This window comes from Thauera propionica (genome assembly GCF_002245655.1).
In the GTDB taxonomy this organism is placed as follows: Bacteria; Pseudomonadota; Gammaproteobacteria; order Burkholderiales; family Rhodocyclaceae; genus Thauera; species Thauera propionica.
This window is the reverse complement of the sequence record NZ_NOIH01000003.1, coordinates 665738-688868: the sequence shown is the minus strand read 5'-3', so window position 1 is coordinate 688868 and position 23131 is coordinate 665738. Positions and strand designations below refer to the sequence as shown.

Sequence of the window (23131 nt, the reverse complement as noted above, 5' to 3'; positions counted from 1 at the left end):
AGCACGAAATTGCGTCCGTAAGGCTTGACTTATACACATCGAGCCGTTCCTGCGAGCCCTAATGCACCGGGATGGCGCATTATGCGATTAAATCAATAAAGTATTGAAAATAAAGGGTTTTGAAATCGCACAATGTTAAGGCAGTGTGACGAAAACCCAGTCTTTGCGCTCGTTTGAGCCCGATGCACCCAGTTTTCCCACAAACTTATCCACAGGATTTGTGGACAAGCGGACCTCCGGTTTCGCCGCCAGATACTTGGCCCGTATTTTCTCGGTTTATTCTCACAAATCGGCGCCAAGATACTGACTGATAAGACTTTTCCTGTACGTCCACGATTCTGCATGACCATTGTCCGCGTCGCCCTCCCGCTGCCCCTGCCGCAAGTGTTTGATTACGCTGCGTCAGATGCGTCGGCTGCCGATATCGGACGCTGTGTGAAAGTTCCGTTCGGACGCGGTGAGCGCAGCGGTCTGATCGTCGCGCTGGATGCCGAGGCGGAGGTCGACCTGGCACGCCTCAAGACGGTGCATCACATTCAGCGCGACGTGCCGCCCCTGCCAGCCGACTGGCTCGAGCTGGTCGCCTTCGTTGCCCGCTACTATCACGCGCCGATCGGCGAGGTCGTCGCCCTGGCCTTGCCGCCCGGCTTGCGCCGCGCCGATGGCGTCAGCGGCGAGGATGAGGACCCGCTGCTCGAGATCGCGCCGGCGGGCCATGCGGCGCTTGGCGCCGCGCGGCGTCCGAGCAAGGCGCTGGCGCTGCTGCAGGCGCTGGCGCAGGACTTGGCGCCGTGGCGGCGCAGCGTGATCCGCGAACGCGAAGGTGGCGAGGCGGTGGGGGAGCTCCTGCGTCGCGGCTGGCTGGGGGTGGCCGTGGACGAGGCACAGCGCCGTGGCACCACTGGCGCCCTGCCGGTGCTGACGGACGAGCAGGACGGCGCAGTGCGGGCCATCCTGCAGACCGGGGAGGGGTTTCGGACCTGGCTGCTGCAGGGCGTGACCGGCAGCGGAAAGACCGAGGTCTATCTGCGCCTGGCCGAGCAGATGCTGTCACGGGGCAGGCAGGTGCTGATGCTGGTGCCCGAGATCGCCCTGACGCCGCAACTCGAGCGCCGCGTCGCGCAGCGCTTCGCCGCCGCCAACGTCGTCAGCCTGCATTCCGGGCTGGCCGACGGCGCCCGATCGCGCGGTTTCGTGCAAGCCCTGAGCGGTCATGCGGACATCGTGCTCGGTACGCGGCTCGCGGTGTTCGCGCCCTTGCCACGCCTGGGGCTGATCCTGGTCGACGAGGAGCACGACGCCTCGTACAAGCAGCAGGAAGGCGTGCGCTATTCGGCGCGCGACGTCGCCGTGTGGCGGGGCCGCCAGCGCGACGTGCCGGTAGTGCTGGGCTCGGCCACGCCCTCGCTCGAGACCTGGTATCACGCCCGGGCCGAGCGCTACGCGCTGCAGGTGCTCAACCAGCGTGCGGTGGCGGCGTCGATGCCCACGGTACGCTGCATCGACGTGCGCCGCCTGAAGCTCGATGAGGGTCTCAGCCCTGGCCTGAAAGCGGCCATCGAGCAGCGCCTGGCACGGGGTGAACAGAGCCTGGTGTTCCTCAACCGCCGCGGCTATGCGCCGGTGCTGTCGTGCCCGTCCTGCGGCTGGGTCAGCCGCTGTCCCCACTGTTCCGCGAACCTCGTCGTGCATCTGGCCGACCGTCGTCTGCGCTGCCATCACTGCGGCTGCGACGGCGGCATCCCGCACGCCTGCCCGAGCTGCGGCAACCAGGACATCCAGCCCTTCGGCCGTGGTACGCAGCGTATCGAGGCGCGTCTTGCCGAACTTTTCCCACAGGCCCGCGTGCTGCGCGTGGACCGCGATGCGGCGCGCACGCGCAAGCAGTGGGAAAGCCTGCTGGCGACGATCGCCGAAGGCGGGGCCGACATCCTGGTCGGCACCCAGATGATGGCGAAGGGCCACGATTTTCCGAAGCTCACGCTGGTCGGTGTGGTCGGGGCCGATGCCTCGCTGCACGCGGCCGACTTCCGCGCGCCAGAGCGCCTTTTCCAGCAGCTGATGCAGGTGGGCGGCAGGGCAGGGCGTGGCACGCTGCCCGGCGAGGTGCTGATCCAGACCGAGTATCCGGCGCACCCGCTGTATCTTCACCTTGCGCGACACGACTTCGATGCCTTTGCGCGCATGGAGCTGCAGGAGCGGCGCAGTGCGGGCTTCCCGCCCTTTACCTATCAGGCCATGCTGCGCGCCGACGCGCCGGCACTTGACGATGCCGTGGAGTTCCTGCGCCATGCCCGCCGGCTGGCCGAGGAGCGCGCCCCCGAGGGCCTGCGCATCTACGATCCGGTGCCGATGCGCATGACCCGGCTGGCCCGCCGCGAGCGCGCCCAACTGCTGCTCGAGGCCGACCAGCGGGGCATGCTGCAGGGCTTCCTGGCCGGCTGGGTGGCGCTCCTGTACTGCCAGCGCACCGCGCGCGAGTTGCGCTGGCAGTTGGACGTCGATCCGCTGGAGGTCTAGCCTTTAGCGCCTATGTCCGGGCCGGCCACAGCCAGGCCGCGCCGCGTACGCCGGACGCATCGCCGTGCGCGGCCGGCAGCAGGCGGGTGGCGACGTGGTCCGAGAACACGGCGTCCTTCCAAAGCCGTGGCACGTTGGCGTACAGGCGCTCGACGCGTGACAGCCCGCCGCCAAGCACGATCACGTCCGGATCGAGCAGGTTGATGACGCCGGCCAGCGCGCGTGCTAGACGCTGTTCATAACTTTGCAGCGTGGCTTCGCAGGCGATATCGCCCTGTGCTGCGCCCGCGACGATTGCGGCCGCGTCGAGCCGACCGCCGTGGCGCCACTGGTGCTCCGCCGCCATGCCCGGCCCGGACAGGTAGGTCTCGATGCAGCCGGCACGACCGCAATAGCAGGCGGGCAGGGGCAGGTCGTCCTCTGCGGGCAGCGGCAGCGGGTTGTGGCCCCATTCACCTGCGATGGCATTGGCGCCGTTGACCAGCCCGCCGCGCACGACGAGTCCGCCACCGACGCCGGTACCGAGGATCACGGCAAACACCACCACCGCACTGGCGCCGGCGCCATCCGTGGCTTCGGACATCGCCAGGCAGTTGGCGTCGTTTGCCAGTCGCAGCGGCCGCTGCAGCAGCGCTTCCAGATCCTGCTGCAGCGGCTGACCGTTTAGGCAGGTGGAATTGGCGTTGCGGATGAGGCCCGTACTCGGCGACAGCGAACCGGGCGTACCGATGCCGACGCTGGCCATGCAGCCGATGGCGTGCTCGGCGTTCCGCACCAGGCCGGCGATCGCCTGCAGCGTTGCGCGGTAGTCCCCCTGCGGGGTCGGCACGCGGCGGCGAAAGCGCTCGACGCCGTCCTCGTCGAGCGCGACGAGTTCGATCTTGGTGCCGCCGAGGTCGATACCGATGCGCATGTCGCGGCCGGTCCTGACCGTCAGGCGATGCGTTCGACCGCGCCGCGGTAGAGCTCCATCGCCTCTTCACGGCTGTTGGCGCTCACGCCGAGGTCACGCACCAGTCCGTCGTTCAGGCTGTAGCACCAGGCATGCACGGTGACACCTTGGCCACGCTGCCAGGCCTCGCGCAACACCGAGGTCTGGCACACGTTCACCACCTGGTGGATGGCGTTGAGTTCGCACATCCGGTCGAGGCGGGCATTGGGGTCGTCGATCTGCGCCAGGCGTTCCTCGTGGCGGTCGCGCACGTCCTGCACGTGGCGCAGCCAGTTGTCGGTGAGGCCGGTGCGGTTGTCGTTGAGCGCCGCCTTGACCCCGCCGCAACCGTAGTGGCCCACGACTAGGATGTGCTTCACGCGCAGCATCTCGACGGCGTAGTGGATGACCGACAGCGCGTTGAGGTCGGTATGCACGACGACGTTGGCGATGTTGCGATGGACGAAGACCTCGCCCGGCGCCAGGCCGATGATCTGGTTGGCGGGCACGCGGCTGTCCGAGCAGCCGATCCACAGGTATTCGGGAGACTGCTGCTTGACCAGGCGCGCGAAGAACTCGGGGTCTTCGGCATGCATGCGCTCGGACCAGGCCTTGTTGTTGCCAAAGAGGTGTTCGATCGTCTGGGCCATGGCCGTTTCTCTGTCTGGAATTGCGTAAAGGCGTAATTATGAATAATTCGCGCGGCAGGCGTAAGCGTGCGGGGAATGCGGTGCCTTACCGGTCCGCCGTGATGGGGTGTGCTCAGCGGCCGGATCAGTCGGGCCAGATGCCCATGTCGACCAGCTGCCGTGTCGCTGCCGCTGCCCAGCCGCGGTTGGCCGCCGGGCTGGCCGGGCTGGGGTGCAGGATGCGGCCGAACTTCACGCTGCCCGCGTCGGCCAGGGCCTCCATGGCACGCTTCTCCGCCCAGTTGCCGATGCCGATCACCCAGTCGGGCTGCAGCGTCGTGATCAGTGTGCGCAGGTGGGCATCGCAGGCTTCGAGCAGCGGACGCTGCTCGGCTGCCGGCAGCCTGTCCGGCGTCAGGTTGCGGCCGCCCTCGAAGAAGGCGAGCGGGCAGTAGTTGGCGACGAAATGCTCGGCGAAGAAGGCCTCGGCCGTGCCAAAACGCTCGCGGAACAGCCCCCACAGGCGCTGGCCGCTGACTTCCGAGCGGCTGCAGGCGAAGCCCTCGACCGGGCGCTTGGGGTTGGTTTCGCGCGGCTGGCCGACCGGGCCTTCCAGCCCCAGCCAGTCGCGCGCGCTGGCGATCTCGCCGAAGGGCACACCGATCTGGGCCATGCCGAAGGGGCCGGGGTTCATGCCGACGAAGACCACGCGCTTGCGCCCGGCGCCGAAGCGTTCGAGGTAGCGGCGATGCACATCCCAGGCATAGTCGAGCGGGTTGTACACGTGGGTGACGGGCGGCGCGAAGCGCATCGCGTCGACGGCGTCGGACAGCTTGCGGGCGGCGTCGATGAGGGCGGAGGCGGTCGGGGTGGCGTCGGTCATGGCGGGGTGCAAGGGGAAGAGGCGTTGGTCATCGGGCCGGGGTCGGCAGTCTAGCGCGACCGGCACGGCTGCCGATCAGAACAGCAGCTTCAGCAGGTAGAGCGCCGCCATGCCCGCCGCAATGGTCGCCAGCACGTTACGCGTGCGCCAGGCGACGATCACGGCCACCAGCGCCGCCCATGGACGCGGTGAGTCGAAGGCGAACTGCACGTCGCCACCGCTGACGAACAAGGCGCTGGCCGTGAGCGCGGCGAAGCTGGCCGGGGCGATGTGGCGGCACAGCGCGTGCAGCCAGGCGGGCAGGCTGCGGCTGGCGAAGAAACCGATCATTGCGTAGCGGTACAGGAAGGTCAGCAAGCCGACGACCATCAGCAATGCGAGCAGTGCCGATGTGCTCATCCCGCGCGCTCCAGGCGGCGCAGCGTCCATACGCCGGCCAGCAGCCCGAGCAGGATCGCCGCGACCAGCCCGAGCTTGTAGGGCAGGGCGGCGAAGGCCAGCGCACCCAGGCCGGCGACCAGCGCCGCAGCCTGGCCGGCACGCTCGCGCAGGAGCAGGGTCAGCAGCGCGATGAAGGTCAGCGGCACGGCGAAATCGAGTTCCCATTCGGCCGGGATCGTCGCGCCGAACAGCAGGCCGGCCGCGGTGGAGAGCTGCCAGCCCGCCCACAAGGTGAAACCGGCGCCGAAGAAGTACCAGTGGCGCAGATCAGGCGCGTCGACCGCTGCGGGCTCGCGGCGCTGGTAACGCAGCACGGCCACCGCGTAGGCCTCGTCGGTCAGCAGGTAGGCCAGCAGCAGGCGCCAGCGTCGCGGCAGGTGGCGCACGTACTCGGCTATCGACGCGCTGTAGAGCACATGGCGCAGGTTGAGCAGGCCGGAGGTGAGTGCGATCGGCAGCGCCCCTGCGCCTGCAGCGAGCATCTGCACGATCACCAGTTGCGCCGCGCCGGCGAACACCACCGCCGAGGCCAGCTGCGCCAGCCACGCCGGCACGCCGGCCGACAGTGCGGCGATGCCGTAGATCATGCCGAACGGGGCCACGCCCAGCAGCAACGGCGCCTCGTCGCGGCAGCCGGCGAGGAATTCGCGGCCCGCGCTCATGCCTGCCCTGCCATCAGTCGTCCACCGCGCCGTCGGCCTGCGGCCGCCCGAGGCGACCGAGCGCGTCCCGCAGCCACCACACCATGACCACGCCGGGTACCGCGACAATGATGGAGAAGATGAAGAAGGCCGGCCAGCCGATGCTTTGCGACAGCACGCCCGACAGCGGGCTGACGTAGATCCGTCCCACCGCGGCGAAGGCCGACAGCATGGCGTAGTGGGTCGCGGTGAAGCGCTGGTTGCACAGCCCCATCAGCAATGCGACGAAGGCCACCGTGCCCATGCCGCCGCTGATGTTCTCGCCGGCGATCACCGTCAGCAGCAGCAGGTCGAGCGCCGCGGGCGCATCCAGCGAAACGAAGCCCCAGTCGAAAGCCGGCACCATCACCGCGCCCCAGGCGCCCCGGCCGAGTTGGGCGAGCAGGTAGAAGCCGAAGTTCGACACCAGCTGCAGCACGCCGAACAGCAGCAGCGAGCGGTAAAGCGCCAGCCGCGTCATGATCAGCCCGCCGATGAAGGCGCCGAGGATGGTGAGCCAGATGCCGATGACCTTGTTGGCGATGCCGACCTCTTCCTGCGAGAAGCCCATGCCCTTGATCAGGAAGGGCGTGGTCAGGCTGCCGGCGAAGGCGTCGCCGAGCTTGTACAGGATGATCAGGGCGAGGAAGGCGGCCGCGCCCTGCTGCGCGAAGTAGCTCGACAGCGAGCGGTTGAGCGTCTCGAAACCCGCACGCTGCGCCGCCCACCACGCCAGCGGCAGGGCGAGCGCGATCTCGGCGAGGACGAACAGCAGCTGGATCCAGCGGTTCGCATCGTCGGGGTCGAGCCCGATCAGGATCAAGGCCTGGCGTGCGATCCAGTAGCCGGCGGCGACGCCGGCGAGCATCGCGGCGAAGCCCAACAGTTCGCGCTTCGGATCCGAGTCGAGCGGCTTCAACGCCGCCGACACGCGCGGCAGTGCCAGCAGCGAAACCGCAGCGCAGGCCGCCATGATCAGCGCCATGGTCTCGTACACCCGCGGCCACGATGCCCACTGCCCGGCCCAGATCAGCGCGATGCCGCCGGACAGGATCATCGCCAGGCGATAGGCGAATACGTGCACCGAGGCGCCGAGGCCGCGTTCGGCCTTCGGCAGCAGGTCGGTGCGGTAGGCGTCCACCACGACGTCCTGCGAGGCCGACAGGAAGGCGATCGCCACTGCGGCGGCGGCGAACAGACCCGGCGTGGCGGTGGGCGACAGCGTTGCCATCCACCACAGCAGCGCCGCCAGTGCGAGCTGCGTCAGCGCCAGCCAGCCGCGGCGGCGGCCGAGCCAGGGCGGCTCGAAGCGGTCCATCAGCGGCGCCCACAGGAATTTGAAGGTGTAGGGCACGCCCACCAGGCCGAAAAAGCCGATGGTGGCCAGATCCACGCCGTCGACCGTCAGCCACGCCTGCATGGCCTGGCCGGTCAGTGCCAGTGGCAGGCCGGAGGCAAAGCCGAGCACCAGGATGGCGAACAGGCGCCAGGCGCGGCCGAAGGCGTTGGGGGGCTGGAAGGACAAGGGGCGTGGGCCGGGAGGCGTTGCGGAGCGGCGCATTATCGCAGATCGGAAAATGGGCTGTCGGGCCGGTCGGCGGTGTACACAATTCGATACGTTGCTTGCGTCCGGCGCCGTCTGCCTGAACAATGCGCCCATTCAGCGTATCCAGCTTCGAGGAGGGAGTCCTTCATGTCCTACACAGTGACCGTGGTGTTCGGTGGCAACCGCGAGTACGAGTTTGCGTTGCACGAATCCGATGTGGCGGGAACGACCAAGGACCAGGCGCGCAGCTGGCTGGCGAAGGAGTTCGAGGAACTGGAATGCACCCCGTCGAACCCGATGGGCAAGGTGCTGGTGCTGGACATGATCCTCAACGTCGCCAAGTACGGCGGCGAAAGCCGCTTCGAGCAGGCGTCCGACTGGGCGAAGCGTTTTGCCGTGATCACCGCTGCCGCGCTCGACCGTCCGGCGATCCGGGTGGATGTGTCCGCCTTCGTCGTCGGCTGATCCTGCCGTTTTCGTATCGGGGCGCCCCGCAGTCGCGGGACGCCCCGATCTGCTTTCAGCGTCCGCGTCCGAGGCGATACACCGCCACGCTGGCGAGGAAGTTGGGTTCCTCCAGGACCAGCTTGCCCTCGTCGAAGGCCAGGCGCTCGCGCACCGCGATGCCGTTCATCTCGCACAGCGCATCGAAGTCGGCGATGGTGAAGAAGCGCACGTTGGGTGTGTTGTACCACTGGTGAGGCAGGCTTTCCGACACCGGCATGTGGCCGTTGAGGATGCTCTGGCGGTGGCGCCAGTAGCCGAAGTTCGGGAAGCTCACCACCGCCTCGCGGCCGACGCGCAGCATCTCGTGCAGGATGCCCTGGGTGTTGTGCATGGCCTGCAGCGACAGGCTCATGATGACGTGGTCGAAGAAGCCGTCCTCTAGCCCCACCAGACCCTTTTCCAGGTCCATCTGGATCACGTTCACGCCGTTCTTCACGCTCGCGAGAAGCTTGTCGGGGTCGTTCTCCACGCCATAGCCCTGAACCTGACGCACCTGCATCAGGTGGCGCAGCAGGTCGCCGTCGCCGCAGCCGAGGTCGAGCACCTTTTCGCCGGGATCGATCCACTGGGTGATTACGTCGTAGTCGTAGCGGTAGGAAGTCATATCAGTATGCGCCGAGCCGTCTCAAGCGTACTGACGCCCCCTTGGGGGGCAGCGAACGCAGTGAGCGTGGGGGTTGTATCAATTTAGACCTCGATGCGGTCGAACCAGGCCGACAGCAGCGCGTGGTAACGCGTTTCGTCGAGCAGGAAGGAGTCGTGGCCGGCCGGGCAGTCGATCTCGGCGTAGCTGACCCTGCGCTTGTTGTGCAGCAGCGCATAGACGATCTCGCGCGAACGCTCGGGCGAGAAGCGCCAGTCGGTGGTGAAGGACACCACCAGGAAGTCGGCGCTGGCGCGGGCCAGCGCGGCGGGCAGGTTACCGCCATACTCGAAGGCGGGGTCGAAGTAGTCCAGCGCCTTGGTCGTCAGCAGGTAGGTGTTGGCGTCGAAGTAGCCGGCGAACTTGTCGCCCTGGTAGCGCAGGTAGGACTCGATCTCGAACTCGACGTCGTAGCTGTAGGTGTTGCGGCCGTGGCGCAGGCTGCGGCCGAATTTCTCCGCCATCGAGTCGTCCGACAGATAGGTGATATGCCCCACCATGCGCGCCAGCTTGAGGCCACGTGCCGGCACCACGCCGTGCTCGTAGTAGTGGCCGCCGTGGAACTCGGGGTCGGTCAGGATCGCCTGGCGGGCGACCTCGTTGAAGGCGATGTTCTGTGCGGTCAGCTTGGGCGCCGCGGCGATCACCGCGACGTGGCCGACGCGCTCGGGGAACTGCAGCGCCCATGACAAGGCCTGCATGCCGCCCAGGCTGCCGCCGACGACGGCGGCGAAGCGCCGTATGCCGAGGCGATCGGCCAGCCGGGCCTGCGACTCGACCCAGTCTTCCACCGTGACGAAGGGAAAGTCGGCGCCCCACAGCTTGCCGGTGGCCGGATTCATCTGGTTGGGACCGGACGAGCCGTAGCAGCCGCCGAGGTTGTTCACGCCGATGACGAAGAACTTGCGTGTATCGAGCGGCTTGCCCGGGCCGACGAGGTTGTCCCACCAGCCGACGTTGTGCGGCGCGTCGGCATAGGTGCCGGCGACGTGGTGCGAACCCGACAGCGCGTGGCACACCAGCACCGCGTTGCTGCGCTCGGCGTTGAGCGTGCCGTAGGTCTCGTAGACGAGGTGGTAGTTGTCCAGCGTACCGCCGCTGCGCAGCGCCAGCGGCTCGGTGAACTCGGCCCGCTGCGGTGCGACCACGCCGACCGATTGGGGTTGGATCATTTTCGTCATCTGCAAAACAAAAAACCCAGTCGGCTGAAGACGCGGACTGGGTGCCCTCGCTTTAGCCGTATTTGTTGAGCGCCCGCAAGCTGTTGATCAAATCGGCGCTAGGTCGGGCGAAGTTAGCGCTCGTGGCGAGAAAAGTCAAACCCTGCGCCGTGATAAGATTTTCGCCCGTAACGTCCGTCCGCACCGCCATGATCCAGGTCATCGTCAACGGCCAGCCCGAAATGCTGGCGCCCGGTCTCACCGTTCTTGGACTGCTCGAGGCGCGCGGCCTCGTCGGCAAGCGTCTGGCGGTCGAGCGCAACGGAGAGATCGTGCCCAAGGCGCGTCACGCCGAGGTGGCGCTGACCGACGGCGACCGGCTCGAGATCGTCGTTGCAGTCGGCGGCGGCTGAACCGCGGGCCGCCGACGCACGGTCTGACAACGCGGCTGCGGCAGAACTTTCCGCACGCAGCCGGTCTTCATCAAAGCATTCCAGAACAGCACAGGCTCACACCATGAACGACCCCCTGGTCATTGCCGGCAAGGCCTACACTTCGCGCCTGCTGGTCGGCACCGGCAAGTACAAGGACTTCGCCGAGACCCGCGAAGCCATCGACGCCAGTGGCGCCGAGATCGTCACCGTCGCCATCCGCCGTACGAACATCGGCCAGAACCCGGGCGAACCCAATCTGCTCGACGTGCTGCCGCCGGAAAGATTCACCATCCTGCCCAATACCGCCGGTTGCTACACCGCCGACGATGCGGTGCGCACGCTGCGTCTGGCGCGCGAACTGCTCGACGGCCACGCGCTGGTCAAGCTGGAAGTGCTCGGCGACCCCAGGAGCCTGTTCCCCAACATGCCCGAGACGCTGAAGGCGGCCGAGACCCTGGTCAAGGACGGCTTCGACGTGATGGTCTACTGCGCCGACGACCCCATCCAGGCAAAGATGCTCGAGGACATCGGCTGCTGCGCGATCATGCCGCTGGCCTCGCTGATCGGCTCCGGTATGGGCATCCTGAATCCCTGGAACCTGCGCCTGATCATCGACAACGCCAAGGTGCCGGTGCTGGTCGATGCCGGCGTGGGCACCGCTTCGGATGCCGCGATCGCAATGGAACTGGGCTGCGACGGCGTGCTGATGAACACGGCGATCGCCGCTGCCGGCAAGCCGGTGATGATGGCGAGCGCGATGCGCAAGGCCGTCGAGGCTGGCCGCGAGGCTTTCCTCGCCGGGCGCATGCCGCGCAAGTTCTACTCGGCCGACCCGAGTTCGCCGACCCAGGGGCTGATCGGTTCATGAGCCACACCAACGATACGCCGCGCGCGCAGGAACCCGTCGCGGGGGTCGAGATCATCGGCCGCGACAGCCCGGAACACCGCTTCTCCAGCCGCAGCATCCGCAGCTTCGTGCTGCGCCAGGGCCGCATGTCCGAGGCGCAGCAGCGCTACCTGGACGACATGCTGCCGAGGATCGGCATCGACTACCGTGTGGCGCCGCTAGACCTCGACGCCGCCTTCGGCCGCAAGGCGCCGAAGATCCTCGAGATCGGCTTCGGCATGGGCGAAACGACGGCCAGGATCGCCGCCGCGATGCCCGACCACGACTTTCTCGGCATCGAGGTGCACACGCCGGGCGTCGGTGCGCTGTGCAAGCTGGTCGCCGAAGGCAATCTCGGCAACCTGCGCATCATGCAGCACGACGCGGTCGAGGTGATGCGCGACATGATCGCAGATGGCGCGCTGGCCGGCGTCCATGTGTTCTTCCCCGATCCCTGGCGCAAGAAGCGTCACTTCAAGCGCCGCATCATCCAGTCCGACTTCGTCGCGCTGATCGCGCAGAAACTCGCCCCCGGTGGCTACCTGCACTGCGCCACCGACTGGGAGGATTACGCGCACTGGATGCTCGAGGTGATCTCCGCCGAACCGCTGCTGGAGAACACCGCCGACGGTTTCGCGCCGCGCCCTGACTACAGGCCGCTGACCAAGTTCGAGAACCGCGGCCTGAAGCTGGGCCATGGCGTGTGGGACCTGGTGTTCCGCCGCCGCGCGGATTGAGGGGAGAGGGCACTTGATCCGGGGTCTGTTCCGCTTCCTCTTCGCCACGCTGCGCCTGTTCGTGCGCACGCTGGACTTCGTCGTGCGCGGGCTGTTCTACGCCATGCTGATCTTCAGCGTCGGCGTGCTCGTGGCCTTCTTCTTCCGTCCTGCGCCGGAGATTCCCGAAGGGGCCGCGCTGCTGCTGCGCCCGACCGGCAGCCTCGTCGAACAGCCGGTGTTCGAGCGTCCGCTGGACCTGCTGGCGGCAGGTGGTGCACCGGCCGGGCAGGCTTCGCTCGGCGACCTGCTCGAGGCGATCCGCGTGGCGAAGGACGATGCGCGCATCAAGGCCCTGATCATCGAAACCGACGAACTGATGGCCGGCGGCATGTCCAAGCTTGCCGAGCTGCGTGCCGCGATCCTCGACTTCAAGGCCTCCGGCAAGCCGGTGCTCGCGCGCGGTGAGCGCTTCACGCAAGGGCAGTACTACCTGGCCACTGTGGCCGACGAGCTGCATCTGTCGCCGGACGGCTTCGTGCTGTTGCATGGCCTGTCGCGCTACGGCACCTACTTCAAGGAGGCGCTCGATTCGCTGGGCGTGAAGGTGCATGTGTTCCGCGTCGGCGAATACAAGTCCTTCTCCGAGCCCTTCACGCGCAAGGACATGTCGGAAGAGGATCGCGAGGCCTCGCGCGACCTGCTCGACGGCCTGTGGACGATGCTGCGCGACGACATCGCCGCCGCGCGCAAGCTCGCGCCGGAAGTGGTCGAGGCTCACGTGCAGAACTATCGCGACGCGCTGGCCGCGGCGGGCGGCGATTCGGCGCTGGCGGCGCGCAATGCCGGTCTGGTCGACCGCTTCAGTACCCGCGACGAGTGGCGGGCGCGGCTGATCGAGCGCGTGGGTGCCGATGGCGGCGGCAAGGACGTGCGCGCAGTCGAGATCGGCGAGTACCTGGCCGTCTTGCGCGGCGCGCGCCACGCACCGGCGGAACAGGTGGCGGTGCTGGTGGCGCAGGGCGCGATCGTCGACGGGCGCGAGCCGGCCGGCGTGGTCGGCGGCGACACCTTCGCCGAGTTGATCCGCGCGGCGCGCGAGGACGATCAGGTCAAGGCCGTGGTGGTGCGCATCGACAGCCCGGGCGGCAGCGCCTGGGCGTCCGAGGTGGTCCGTCGCGAACTCGAGCTGACGCGCGAGGCGGGCAAGCCGGTGATTGCCTCGATGAGTTCGGTGGCGGCTTCGGGCGGCTACTGGATCGCGGCCGGCGCCGACGAGATCTGGGCCGCGCCCTCGACGCTGACCGGTTCGATCGGCATCTTCGCGATGTTCCCCGAGTTCTCGGAGCCGCTGCGGCGCCTGGGTATCGGCGTCGATGGCGTGGCGACCGCGCCGCTGGCCGGGGCGCTCGACCCGCGCCGGCCGCTCAGCCCGGCCGCGGCCGATGCGATGCAGCTCGCCATCGAGCACGGCTACCGGCGCTTCCTCGACGTCGTCGGCAAGGCGCGCGACATGAGCGCGGCCGAGGTCGACGCCGTCGCCCGTGGCCGCGTATGGACCGGCAAGGCCGCCCACGAGCTCGGCCTGGTCGACCAGCTCGGCGGACTCGAGGCCGCGATCGCTGCCGCCGCCATGCGCGCCGGAATCAGCGACTACGAGGTCGTGTGGCCGACGGCGGGCGAGTCCTTGCAGCAGCGCCTGCTGCGCAAGCTGACGGGTTTTGCCGAGGAGTTCGGCATCGACGCCGGCCCGGCCGCGAAACCGTCCGCACTGGTCCGCCTGCTCGCCGAGGTGGAGGCACCGGCTGCCGCGCTGCTGCGCTGGAACGATCCTCAGCACCTGTACATGCATTGCCTGTGCGAGGCGCCGTAAGCGCAGGCGCCGCGCACGCCATCCACCCCACCGTGACGAAGGAGACAGCATGAAACTCACCAGCCAGAGCTTCAATGACGGCGCGCCGATTCCCGGCGAGTTCGCCTTCTGCATCCCCGCCGACGAGGGGCACGTCTGCCTCGGCGCCAACTGCAATCCGCAGCTGTCGTGGTCCGACGTGCCCGCCGGCACGCGGTCCTTCGTCCTGATCTGCCACGACCCCGATGTGCCGAGCCGGGGCGATGACGTGAACCAGGAGGGCCGCACGGTGCCGGCCAGCCTGCCGCGGGTGGATTTCTTCCACTGGGTGGTGGTGGATCTGCCGGCCGAGCTGCGCGCCATCGACGCCGGTCATTTCTCCGGCGAAGTCACGCCTGGCGGCAAGCCTGGCCCGGAAACGGCGCTTGGCGCGCGCCACGGCGTCAATGACTACACGGCGTGGTTCGCCGGCGACGAGTCGATGAAGGGCGACTACCACGGCTACGATGGCCCCTGCCCGCCGTGGAACGATGAGATCGTGCATCACTACGTGTTCACGTTGTACGCGCTGGATGTGCCGCGCTGCGCGGTGGAAGGGCGCTTTACCGGCCCCGACGTGCGCGCGGCGATGGCCGGGCACGTACTCGCCGAGGCGAGGCTCACCGGCACCTACACGCTGAATCCGGCCCTGCGCTGACCCTGGCAGAGGCGCGATGGGCTCCGCGGGGCCCATCGCGGGTGAGCGGTCTCAGTCGTCCAGGAAGACCTGCAGCAGATCGTTGAGAAAGCGCCGCCCCTGCGGGCTCGGCCGGATCTGCCCGTCGCGCATTTCCAGCAGGCCGCGAGCGCGCGCCGCTTCGAGGCGTTCGCCGATGGCCTCGAGCGGCACGCCGGTGCGCGCCGCGAACAGCTTGGCGGGCACGCCGCCAGTCAGTCGCAGTGCGTTCATCATGAATTCGAAGGGCAGTTCCGCCACTGACACCGCGCGCGCCTCCTGCACGAAGTCGCCGCGCGCCGCGCCTTCGAGGTAGCGCGCCGGATGCTTGTGGCGCATCTCGCGGCGGATGCCTTCATGGCTGGACAGCTTGCCGTGTGCCCCGGGGCCGATCCCGAGGTAGTCGCCGAAGGTCCAGTAATTGAGGTTGTGCCGGCTCTGGCCGTGCGGGCGGGCGAAGGCCGAGGTCTCGTAGTGCTCGAAGCCGGCTGCGGCGAGGCGCGATTCGATCGCCTCCTGCATGTCGGCCGCGACGTCGTCGTCGGGCAGCGATGGGGGATCGTGGGCGAAGGGCGTGTTGGGCTCGAGCGTCAGGTGGTAGCAGGACAGGTGCTCGGTGCCGAAGCCGAGCGCGGTCTCGAGGTCGCCCAGCGCCATCGCCGGCGTCTGGCCCGGCAGCGCGTACATCAGGTCGAGATTCACCCGCTCGAAATGCGTGGTGGCGGCCTCGATCGCCCGGCGTGCCTCGTCGCCGCCGTGGATGCGGCCGATCCTCGCCAGCATGGCGTCATCGAAGCTCTGGATGCCCAGCGACAGGCGATTGACGTCAGCGGCGCGGTAGTCGCGGAAGCGTCCGGCTTCGACCGTGCCCGGGTTGGCCTCGAGCGTGATCTCGGCGAGGGGGTCGAGCGGCAGCAGCATGCGGATGCCGGTGAGCAGGGCGTCCAGCGTCTGCGCCGACATCAGGCTCGGTGTGCCGCCACCGATGAAGACGCTGTGCACCCGGCGGCCCCACACCTGCGGCAGGGCGTGCTGCAGGTCGGCGAGCACGGCGTCAAGCCAGGCCTGCTCAGGGATGCCGCCTTCGCGTGGGGCGTGCGAGTTGAAGTCGCAGTAGGGGCACTTGCGCACGCACCACGGAAAATGCACGTACAGCGACAGGGGCGGCGGCGCCTCGAGCTGCGGGCGTTCGGGCAGGGGCAGCGGGCGCGCCGGTGATGCGGCAGGGGTCAGCGGGATGATGCGGCGTGTCACGGCGGGTGGCCCTTGAGGGCGCAGGAGGCGCCAGGCCACAGCATGCGTTCTGCGACCGGCCCGTCCTGCGGTTCTACAGCGGGTGGGATTCGAGGCGGGTGAGCAGGTGCCGCATGGCCGCGCCGCGGTGGCTGAGCGTGTTCTTCAGCGCGGCGTCGAGTTCGGCGGCGGTCTGGCCGAGCTCGGGCAGCCAGAACAGCGGGTCGTAGCCGAAGCCGCCCTCGCCGCGTGCAGCAGGCAGGATCTGGCCGTGCCATTCGCCGTCGGCGATCAGCGGGCGCGGATCGTCGGCATGGCGCACCAGCACGACGACCGAGCAGAAGTAGGCGCGGCGCTGCTCGGGCTCGGGGAAGGCAGCGAGTTCTTCCAGCAACAGGGCGTTGTTGCGCGCGTCGGACTTGGGTTCGCCGGCGAAGCGCGCCGACTGCACGCCGGGTGCGCCGCCCAGCGCCTCGACGCACAATCCCGAGTCGTCGGCGACTGCCGGCAGACCGGTGGCAGCCGCGGCGTGGCGGGCCTTGGCCAGCGCGTTCTCGACGAAGGTGGGGTGGGGCTCTTCGGCCTCGCTCACGCCCAGCGCACTCTGCGGAATCACCTCGATGCCCAGCGGCGCGAGCAGGGCCTGCATCTCGGCCGCCTTCTTGACGTTGTTGCTCGCCAGCACCAGTCGCTTGCTCATGTTCAGCCTCCGTGAACCGCAGCGCGCTGCAGCTCGAACAGGCGACGGATGCCGCTGTCGGCGAGATCGAGCAGGGCGTTCAGTTCGGCGCGCGAGAAGGCCGCGCCCTCGGCTGTCCCCTGAACCTCGATCAGGCCGCCGCCTTCGGTCATGACCACGTTCATGTCGGTGTCGCAGTCCGAATCTTCAGCGTAGTCCAGGTCGAGCACCGGTGCGCCCTTGTGGATGCCGACCGAGACGGCGGCGACGAACTCGCGCATCGGGTTGCGCGGCAGCTTGCCGCTGGTGACGAGCCCCATCAGCGCGTCATGCACCGCGACGCAGGCCCCGGTGATCGAGGCCGTGCGCGTGCCGCCGTCGGCCTGCAGCACGTCGCAGTCGATGATGATCTGGCGTTCGCCCAGCGCTTCCAGGTCGACCACCGCGCGCAGGCTGCGGCCGATGAGGCGCTGGATTTCCTGCGTGCGGCCGCTCTGCTTGCCCTTGGCCGCCTCGCGTACGCCGCGGGTGTGGGTGGCGCGCGGCAGCATGCCGTACTCGGCAGTGAGCCAGCCCTGGCCCTTGCCGCGCAGGAAGGGCGGTACGCTCTCTTCGACGCTGGCAGTGCACAGCACGCGGGTGGCGCCGAACTCGACCAGCACCGAGCCTTCGGCGTGGCACGTGAAGCCGCGGGTGAGGCGGACGGTGCGGAGTTCGTCGGGTTTGCGCTCGCTGGGTCGCATGGGGGGTTCCTATCGCTTGTCGAACTTGTGGATGGCGGCGTTGATTTCGCGGATGGCGCGTTCGATCTCGTCCTCGTCGAGGTCGACGAGCTGGCCGATGCTGCGGCTGCTGAGGTCGATCTCGGTGGTGAAGTGGTTGAGCGCCATGGTCTGCGTCGAGATGACGTCCGGTCCCGCGGTGGACAGGTCGTCATGCCAGGTCATCGCGACCATCGAGAGATTGTCGGCAGTCTCGCCGGCGCGGGCCTCGGCCTGGCTCATCAGGCGCGGCACGGCCACGTTGAGCGGGGTGTCGACCAGGCCGACCAGCAGCGCTTCGTCGCCGAGCGGGCCCCACACGCCGTCGCTGCACAGCACGAAGGTGTCGCCGTCGAGCAGATCCATGCGCGGCGAATACTCGATCTGGGGCGAGTGCGTGCCGCCCAGGCAGGAATAAATGCGGTTGCGCCCCGGGTGATTGGCGGCGTCGTGGGCGCTCAGCAGGCCCTGGTCCATCAGCATCTGCACGCGCGAGTGGTCGCGCGTGCGCGTGTGGATGCGGCCACGCCTCAGCAGGTACAGGCGCGAGTCACCGGCGTGCGCCCAGTAGGCCGTGCCGTCCTGCACGACGCAGGCGACGATGGTGGTGCGCGGCGCCTCTTGCAGGTGACGGTCGAGGGTGTCGTCGAGGATCGCGTGGTGGGCGCCGGTGAGCGCGCGCGACAGGAACAGCGCCGGGTCGTGCAGTGCCGGCTGCGCCTCGCGCTGGAAGGCGTGCGTGATGTACTGCGCCGCGATGTGCGCGGCCAGTTCGCCGTGCAGGTGGCCGCCCATGCCGTCGGCCACCACCATCAGCAGGGAGTCGCGCGAATAGCAGTAGGCGATGCGGTCCTGGTTGGACTGGCGCTGGCCGATGCGGCTTTCCTGGTAGATCGTGAATCGCATGTCGAATTCCTTCAGCCGCGGCCGATGAAGGCCTTGAGTCTGCTGCCGAGATCGGTGAACCAGGGCGTGTGCGGCGCGGTTTCCACTTCGCTCTTGTGTACCAGCGCCTTCTGCAGCGTATAGACGCTCTGCGGGCGCGCAAAGGGGTCGAGCTTCAGGCACCAGTCGATCAGCTCGAGTAGCTGCGGCGAGAAGCGGTCGGACTGGGTCTTGGCCAAGGGCTGAAGCGTGTCCTGTTTGACGCGTTCATCGGCACGCGGCGGCGCGCTGCCGATGATGCAGGTGTAGAGGCTCGCCCCGACGCTGTAGATGTCGCTCCACGGGCCGAGCTGGTCGCGCCGGTCGTACTGCTCGGGCGACGCGAAGCCTGGGGTGTACATCGGCTTGAGGATCGGCTGGTCGTTCATCAGGGTCTGGCGCGAGGCGCCGAAGTCGAGCAGCACCGGTGTGCCGTCGGTACGCAGGTAGATGTTCGACGGCTTGATGTCTAGATGCAGCAGCTTGTGGGCATGGACCTCGCGCAGGCCGTTCAGCAGGCGTGCAAACGCCGTGCGGATGAAGGCCTCGCGGATGTCGCCCCGATGTTTCTGGATGAAGTCGTGCAGCGTGCGGCCGCGTTCGAACTGCATGACCATGTACACCGTGCCGTTGGCGCGAAAGAAGTTGAGCACCCTCACGACATTCGGATGCATCAGCTTGGCGAGCGAACGCCCCTCCTCGAAGAAGCACTTCATGCCGTAGCGGAAGGCCGCCTGATGCTCTTCGGTCACCTGCGGCATGATCTCGCCGTCCTTGCGCAGGGCGAGCGAGTTCGGCAGGTATTCCTTGATGGCGACCGGCGTTCCGGCTTCGTCGTGCGCCAGATAGACGATCGAGAACCCACCGAGCGAAAGCTGGCGGTCGATGCGGTACTGGTCGAGCTGGAAGCCTGCGGGCAGCGCGCAGTTGGCTTGAGGCGGCATCTTCGTGGGCGCTAGAATCCGGGCTTTCCCAGCCTCTTTCCTGAGTGGGACCCGCAGTGTAAACGATCGCGCCGGGTTCCCGGAGACCCCAGATGATCCAGAGCATGACAGGTTTCGCGGTCCAGACCCGCGACCTGGGTGGCGTGAGCGTTCACCTTGAGCTGCGCAGCGTGAATTCGCGCTACCTCGACCTCGGTTTTCGCATCGTGGACGACCTGCGCCAGGCCGAGCCCGCCATCCGCGAACGCATCACCGCCAAGCTCGGCCGCGGCAAGGTGGAATGCCGCCTCAACCTGCAGGCCGGCCACGGCGCGCCGCGCAGCCTGGCGCTGAACGGCGCCTTGGTCGACCAGCTGGCCGATGCCCAGGACACGCTGCGCGCTCGCTTCCCGGATGCGTCGCCGCTGTCCGTCAATGAGCTACTGCGCTGGCCCGGCATGCTCGCCGACGACAGCCTGGGCTTCGACGAACTGCTGCCGCACATCTGCGCGCTGACCGATGCCGCGCTGGTGGAGCTGGTCGCCACCCGCCGCCGCGAGGGCGAGAAGCTGGCCGATGCCATCCGCGAACGCGTCGCCCGCATGCGCGAGCTCGTCGCCACCGCCACGCCGCGCATGCCGGCGGTGGTCGCCGAATACCAGGAGCGCCTGACCGCCAAGCTGCGCGATGCGGTCGCCAGCCTGGACGAAGACCGCATCCGCCAGGAAGTCGCGCTCTACGCCCAGCGCATCGACGTGGCCGAGGAGCTGACGCGCCTGAGCACGCACCTCGACGAGGTCGAGCGCATCCTCAAGGCCGGCGGCGCGGCCGGCAAGCGCCTGGATTTCCTGATGCAGGAGCTGAACCGCGAGGCCAACACCCTGGCATCCAAATCGCCCGCCACCGACATCACCGGCATTGCGATGGAGATGAAGGTGCTGATCGAGCAGATGCGCGAACAAGTGCAGAACATCGAGTAAGGAACGCCGCCATGCCCGGAACCCTCTTCATCGTCACCGCGCCCTCGGGCGCCGGCAAGACGACCCTGGTGCGCGGCCTGCTGCAGCGCGACCCGCGCGTGCAGCTGTCGATCTCCTACACCACGCGCGCGCCTCGTCCCGGCGAGCAGGACGGCCGCGAGTATCACTTCGTCGACGTCCCGACCTTCCGCGCGCTGCGTGATCGCGGCGAATTTCTTGAGTGGGCGGAGGTCCACGGTAACTACTACGCCACGTCCAAGGTGTGGCTGCGGGACCAGATCGCCGCCGGTCGCGACACGCTGCTCGAGATCGACTGGCAGGGCGCGCAGCAGGTACGCAAGTCCTTCTCCGAGGCGGTCGGCGTATTCATCATGCCGCCGTCGATGGAGGAACTGGAGGCGCGCCTGCGCGGCCGCGGCACCGACAGCGACGAGGTGATCAGCCGTCGGCTGCTCGGCGCACGCGGGGAAATGCGCCATGTGGCCGAATTTGACTACGTTATAATCAATAACGAAATCGACGTTGCGCTGGACGATCTGGTCGCAGTGGTGCGTGCTGCCCGCCTGCGTTATCCGAACCAGCATCAGCGTCATCCCGAATTTTTCGACTTTCTCGAACAGGATTGAACATGGCCCGCATCACCGTCGAAGACTGCCTGAAGAAGATTCCGAACCGCTTCCAGCTCACGCTGGCCGCGACCTATCGCGCCCGTCAGCTGACCATCGGCAGCACGCCGCAGATCGACATCGATCCGCACGACAAGGACAAGCCCACCGTGATCGCGCTGCGTGAAGTCGCCGCCGGCAAAGTCGGGCTCGAGATGCTGAACCGCGGTCAGGCCTGAGCCTGGCCATGAGGGGCGACACATGGAAGCAAGCGACATAGGCGCCCCTCGTCCGATCTTCAGCCCGCCCACGTCGAGCGTGCTGTCGCTTGATTTCCAGCAGCTGAAGGCGAAGATCCAGACCTACCTGCGTCCCGAGGACGTGGGGCGGGTCGAGGCGGCCTACTATTTCTCGGCCGATGCGCACGCCGGCCAGTTCCGCGTCAGCGGCGAGCCCTACGTCAGCCATCCGGTCGCGGTGGCCTCGCTGGTCGCCGACTGGCACCTCGACGCGCAGGCGCTGATCGCCGCACTCCTCCACGACGTGATGGAGGACACCCACATCTCCAAGGCGGAGATCGCCGAGCGCTTCGGCAAGGTGTCGGCCGAACTGGTCGACGGGCTGTCCAAGCTCGACAAGATCGAGTTCCGCTCGCACGAGGAGGCGCAGGCGGAGAATTTCCGCAAGATGCTGCTGGCGATGGCGAGCGACCTGCGCGTCATCCTCATCAAGCTGGCGGACCGCCTGCACAACATGCGTACGCTGGGCCACATGCGTCCGGCCAAGCGCCGCCGCATCGCCAACGAAACGCTCGAGATCTACGCGCCGATCGCCAACCGGCTGGGCCTCAACGATCTGTTCCGCGAGTTGCAGGAGCTGTCGTTCAGCAACAAGTACCCGCTGCGCTACCAGGTGCTGGCGCGCGCCATCCGTGCAGCGCGCGGCAACCGCCGCGAGGTGGTCGGCAAGGTGCGCGAGGCGATCGAGGCGCGCCTGCCGCAGTGGGGCATCACCGCCGAGGTGCAGGGGCGCGAGAAGCATCTCTACGGCATCTACCGCAAGATGGTCGAAAAGCGCCTGTCGTTCTCGCAGGTGCTCGACATCTACGGCTTCCGTGTCATCGTGCGCGACGTGCCCGGCTGCTACCTGGCACTGGGTGCGCTGCACTCGATGTACAAGCCGGTGCCGGGCAAGTTCAAGGACTACATCGCCATCCCCAAGGCGAATGGCTACCAGAGCCTGCATACGACGCTGATCGGGCCGTTCGGCACACCGGTCGAGGTGCAAATCCGCACGCGCGAGATGCATCACATCGCCGATTCCGGCGTGGCCTCGCACTGGCTGTACAAGGAAGACGAGAAGACGCTGACCGAGCTGCAGCAGAAGACGCATTCCTGGCTGCAGTCGCTGCTCGAGCTGCAGTCGGCCTCGGGCGAGGCCACCGAGTTCCTCGAGCACGTCAAGATCGACCTGTTCCCGGGCGAGGTCTACGTGTTCTCGCCCAAGGGCACGATCTTCTCGCTGCCCAAAGGCTCGACGCCGGTGGACTTCGCCTATGCGGTGCATACCGACATCGGCAACCGCTGCGTCGCCTGCCGCATCAACGGCGACCTCATGCCGCTGCGCAGCGAACTGCGCAATGGCGACCAGGTCGAGATCATCACCGCCGCGCACGCCAATCCCAATCCGGCCTGGCTGTCCTACGCCCGCACCGGCAAGGCGCGCGCGCAGATCCGCCACTTCATGAAGAACGCCCAGCAGGACGAGTCCGTCGCGCTGGGCGAGCGCCTGCTCAATCAGGCTCTGCGGCCGCACGGGCTCATGCTGGGGCAGATCTCTACTTTCGCCTGGGACCGCTTCCTGCGTGACCGTGGCGTGCGTCACAAGAAGGACATCTTCGCCGACCTCGGCCTGGGCAAGCGCCTGCCCGCCATTGTTGCGCGCCGCCTGGCGCAGGCGCAGGACATGGAGTCGGGCCGGCCCGACGTAGTCAAGCCGAAGCCGGCCGGTGCCATCACGATCCGCGGTTCCGAGGGCATCGCGGTGCAGCTCGCGCGTTGCTGCCATCCGATTCCGGGCGATCCGATCATCGGCACGCTGCGCAAGGGGCAGGGGCTGGAAGTGCATACCCACGACTGCCCGAGCGTCGCCAAGCTGCGTGGCGACCGCGGGCGCTGGGTGGATGTCGAGTGGGAGGCGGGCAACGACGACCGCCTGTTCGATGTCGGCATCCGGGTGCTGACGCGCAACGCGCGTGGCGTGCTGGCGCGGGTGGCGAGCGCCATCGCCGAGGAAGACTGCAACATCCAGAGCGTGCACATGGACAACGAACAGGGTGCCTACACCGCACTCAACTTCACGCTGCAGGTACGCGACCGCATGCATCTGGCGCGCGTGATGCGCGGCGTGCGCCGGGTGCCGGATGTGGTGCGGATCGGCCGCGTGAAGGGCGACGGGCGCGCCGCCTGAAGCTGCCCGGGCGC

Annotated in this window: 24 protein-coding genes; 11 read left to right on the top strand and 13 right to left on the bottom strand. The window is 68.0% G+C overall.

From position 1 onward, the window contains the following. Window positions 1–342: 342 nt before the first annotated feature. The gene (locus CGK74_RS04580) at window positions 343–2520 is read left to right on the top strand and encodes a primosomal protein N' (protein WP_094267291.1); all 2178 of its coding nucleotides are present in this window, start codon (window positions 343–345) and stop codon (window positions 2518–2520) included. 10 nt (window positions 2521–2530) lie between these two features. On the opposite strand, the gene CGK74_RS04575 is transcribed toward CGK74_RS04580, so the two are convergent. From CGK74_RS04575 to CGK74_RS04550, 6 genes are all read right to left on the bottom strand, one after another. Beyond that, a complete protein-coding gene (locus CGK74_RS04575; protein WP_094267290.1) occupies window positions 2531–3433 on the bottom strand; it encodes an ROK family protein in 903 nt (300 codons plus the stop codon). Between the two features lie 20 nt (window positions 3434–3453). Then, window positions 3454–4101: a carbonate dehydratase gene (gene can, locus CGK74_RS04570; protein ID WP_094267289.1), complete on the bottom strand. Its 648-nt coding sequence runs from the start codon at window positions 4099–4101 to the stop codon at window positions 3454–3456. A 124-nt stretch (window positions 4102–4225) separates the two neighbouring features. Then, on the bottom strand, window positions 4226–4963 hold the full coding sequence (locus tag CGK74_RS04565; protein WP_094267288.1) for a uracil-DNA glycosylase family protein: 738 nt from the start codon (window positions 4961–4963) through the stop codon (window positions 4226–4228). Between the two features lie 75 nt (window positions 4964–5038). Then, a complete protein-coding gene (locus CGK74_RS04560) occupies window positions 5039–5362 on the bottom strand; it encodes an AzlD domain-containing protein (protein WP_094267287.1) in 324 nt (107 codons plus the stop codon). Beyond that, complete coding sequence (locus CGK74_RS04555; RefSeq protein ID WP_094267286.1) at window positions 5359–6066, bottom strand: AzlC family ABC transporter permease; 708 nt, start codon at window positions 6064–6066, stop codon at window positions 5359–5361. Before CGK74_RS04555 ends, CGK74_RS04560 begins: the two co-directional genes overlap by 4 nt. A 13-nt stretch (window positions 6067–6079) precedes the next feature. Continuing rightward, window positions 6080–7609 (bottom strand): AmpG family muropeptide MFS transporter, encoded by a 1530-nt coding sequence (locus tag CGK74_RS04550; protein ID WP_206186174.1) that lies wholly within the window; start codon window positions 7607–7609, stop codon window positions 6080–6082. 168 nt (window positions 7610–7777) lie between these two features. Between CGK74_RS04550 and CGK74_RS04545 the strand changes: the two genes are divergently transcribed. After that, window positions 7778–8095: a hypothetical protein gene (locus CGK74_RS04545; protein ID WP_094267284.1), complete on the top strand. Its 318-nt coding sequence runs from the start codon at window positions 7778–7780 to the stop codon at window positions 8093–8095. A gap of 55 nt (window positions 8096–8150) precedes the next feature. Here the strand turns inward: CGK74_RS04545 and metW are convergent, their stop codons facing one another. Beyond that, window positions 8151–8741, bottom strand: a complete 591-nt coding sequence (gene metW, locus CGK74_RS04540; RefSeq protein WP_094267283.1) for a methionine biosynthesis protein MetW — start codon at window positions 8739–8741, stop codon at window positions 8151–8153. 83 nt (window positions 8742–8824) lie between these two features. Then, a complete protein-coding gene (metX, locus tag CGK74_RS04535; protein ID WP_094267447.1) occupies window positions 8825–9952 on the bottom strand; it encodes a homoserine O-succinyltransferase MetX in 1128 nt (375 codons plus the stop codon). A 197-nt stretch (window positions 9953–10149) separates the two neighbouring features. Here metX and thiS point away from each other — a divergent pair, with 197 nt between their 5' ends. From thiS to CGK74_RS04510, 5 genes are all read left to right on the top strand, one after another. Further along, entirely contained in the window at window positions 10150–10353 is a 204-nt protein-coding gene (gene thiS, locus CGK74_RS04530) for a sulfur carrier protein ThiS (RefSeq protein ID WP_094267282.1), read from the top strand. 103 nt (window positions 10354–10456) lie between these two features. Further along, window positions 10457–11242 (top strand): thiazole synthase, encoded by a 786-nt coding sequence (locus CGK74_RS04525; protein WP_094267281.1) that lies wholly within the window; start codon window positions 10457–10459, stop codon window positions 11240–11242. Beyond that, window positions 11239–11997 (top strand): tRNA (guanosine(46)-N7)-methyltransferase TrmB, encoded by a 759-nt coding sequence (gene trmB, locus CGK74_RS04520; RefSeq protein ID WP_094267280.1) that lies wholly within the window; start codon window positions 11239–11241, stop codon window positions 11995–11997. Before CGK74_RS04525 ends, trmB begins: the two co-directional genes overlap by 4 nt. Before the next feature lie 13 nt (window positions 11998–12010). Next, window positions 12011–13849, top strand: a complete 1839-nt coding sequence (gene sppA, locus CGK74_RS04515; protein ID WP_094267279.1) for a signal peptide peptidase SppA — start codon at window positions 12011–12013, stop codon at window positions 13847–13849. Window positions 13850–13898: 49 nt separating this feature from the next. After that, window positions 13899–14525: a YbhB/YbcL family Raf kinase inhibitor-like protein gene (locus CGK74_RS04510; RefSeq protein ID WP_094267278.1), complete on the top strand. Its 627-nt coding sequence runs from the start codon at window positions 13899–13901 to the stop codon at window positions 14523–14525. Between the two features lie 51 nt (window positions 14526–14576). Here the strand turns inward: CGK74_RS04510 and hemW are convergent, their stop codons facing one another. The 5 genes from hemW to CGK74_RS04485 form a co-directional block, all read right to left on the bottom strand. Then, window positions 14577–15797, bottom strand: coding sequence for a radical SAM family heme chaperone HemW (hemW, locus tag CGK74_RS04505; RefSeq protein ID WP_094267277.1), 1221 nt, complete (start codon window positions 15795–15797; stop codon window positions 14577–14579). A 73-nt stretch (window positions 15798–15870) separates the two neighbouring features. After that, the gene (gene rdgB, locus CGK74_RS04500; RefSeq protein ID WP_094267276.1) at window positions 15871–16476 is read right to left on the bottom strand and encodes an RdgB/HAM1 family non-canonical purine NTP pyrophosphatase; all 606 of its coding nucleotides are present in this window, start codon (window positions 16474–16476) and stop codon (window positions 15871–15873) included. A gap of 2 nt (window positions 16477–16478) precedes the next feature. After that, on the bottom strand, window positions 16479–17198 hold the full coding sequence (gene rph, locus CGK74_RS04495; RefSeq protein ID WP_094267275.1) for a ribonuclease PH: 720 nt from the start codon (window positions 17196–17198) through the stop codon (window positions 16479–16481). A 9-nt stretch (window positions 17199–17207) separates the two neighbouring features. Further along, window positions 17208–18122: a PP2C family protein-serine/threonine phosphatase gene (locus tag CGK74_RS04490; RefSeq protein WP_094267274.1), complete on the bottom strand. Its 915-nt coding sequence runs from the start codon at window positions 18120–18122 to the stop codon at window positions 17208–17210. A gap of 11 nt (window positions 18123–18133) precedes the next feature. After that, a complete protein-coding gene (locus tag CGK74_RS04485) occupies window positions 18134–19084 on the bottom strand; it encodes a serine/threonine protein kinase (protein WP_094267273.1) in 951 nt (316 codons plus the stop codon). A 92-nt stretch (window positions 19085–19176) separates the two neighbouring features. Between CGK74_RS04485 and CGK74_RS04480 the strand changes: the two genes are divergently transcribed. Genes CGK74_RS04480 through CGK74_RS04465 form a run of 4 tightly spaced genes read left to right on the top strand, consistent with a single transcriptional unit; the run spans window position 19177 to window position 23117 of the window. Beyond that, a complete protein-coding gene (locus CGK74_RS04480; protein ID WP_094267272.1) occupies window positions 19177–20043 on the top strand; it encodes a YicC/YloC family endoribonuclease in 867 nt (288 codons plus the stop codon). A gap of 11 nt (window positions 20044–20054) precedes the next feature. Further along, window positions 20055–20669 (top strand): guanylate kinase, encoded by a 615-nt coding sequence (gmk, locus tag CGK74_RS04475; protein ID WP_094267271.1) that lies wholly within the window; start codon window positions 20055–20057, stop codon window positions 20667–20669. A gap of 2 nt (window positions 20670–20671) precedes the next feature. Continuing rightward, entirely contained in the window at window positions 20672–20887 is a 216-nt protein-coding gene (gene rpoZ, locus CGK74_RS04470) for a DNA-directed RNA polymerase subunit omega (protein WP_004257633.1), read from the top strand. A gap of 22 nt (window positions 20888–20909) precedes the next feature. Then, entirely contained in the window at window positions 20910–23117 is a 2208-nt protein-coding gene (locus CGK74_RS04465) for a RelA/SpoT family protein (protein WP_094267270.1), read from the top strand. The last annotated feature ends 14 nt before the right edge of the window (window positions 23118–23131 follow it).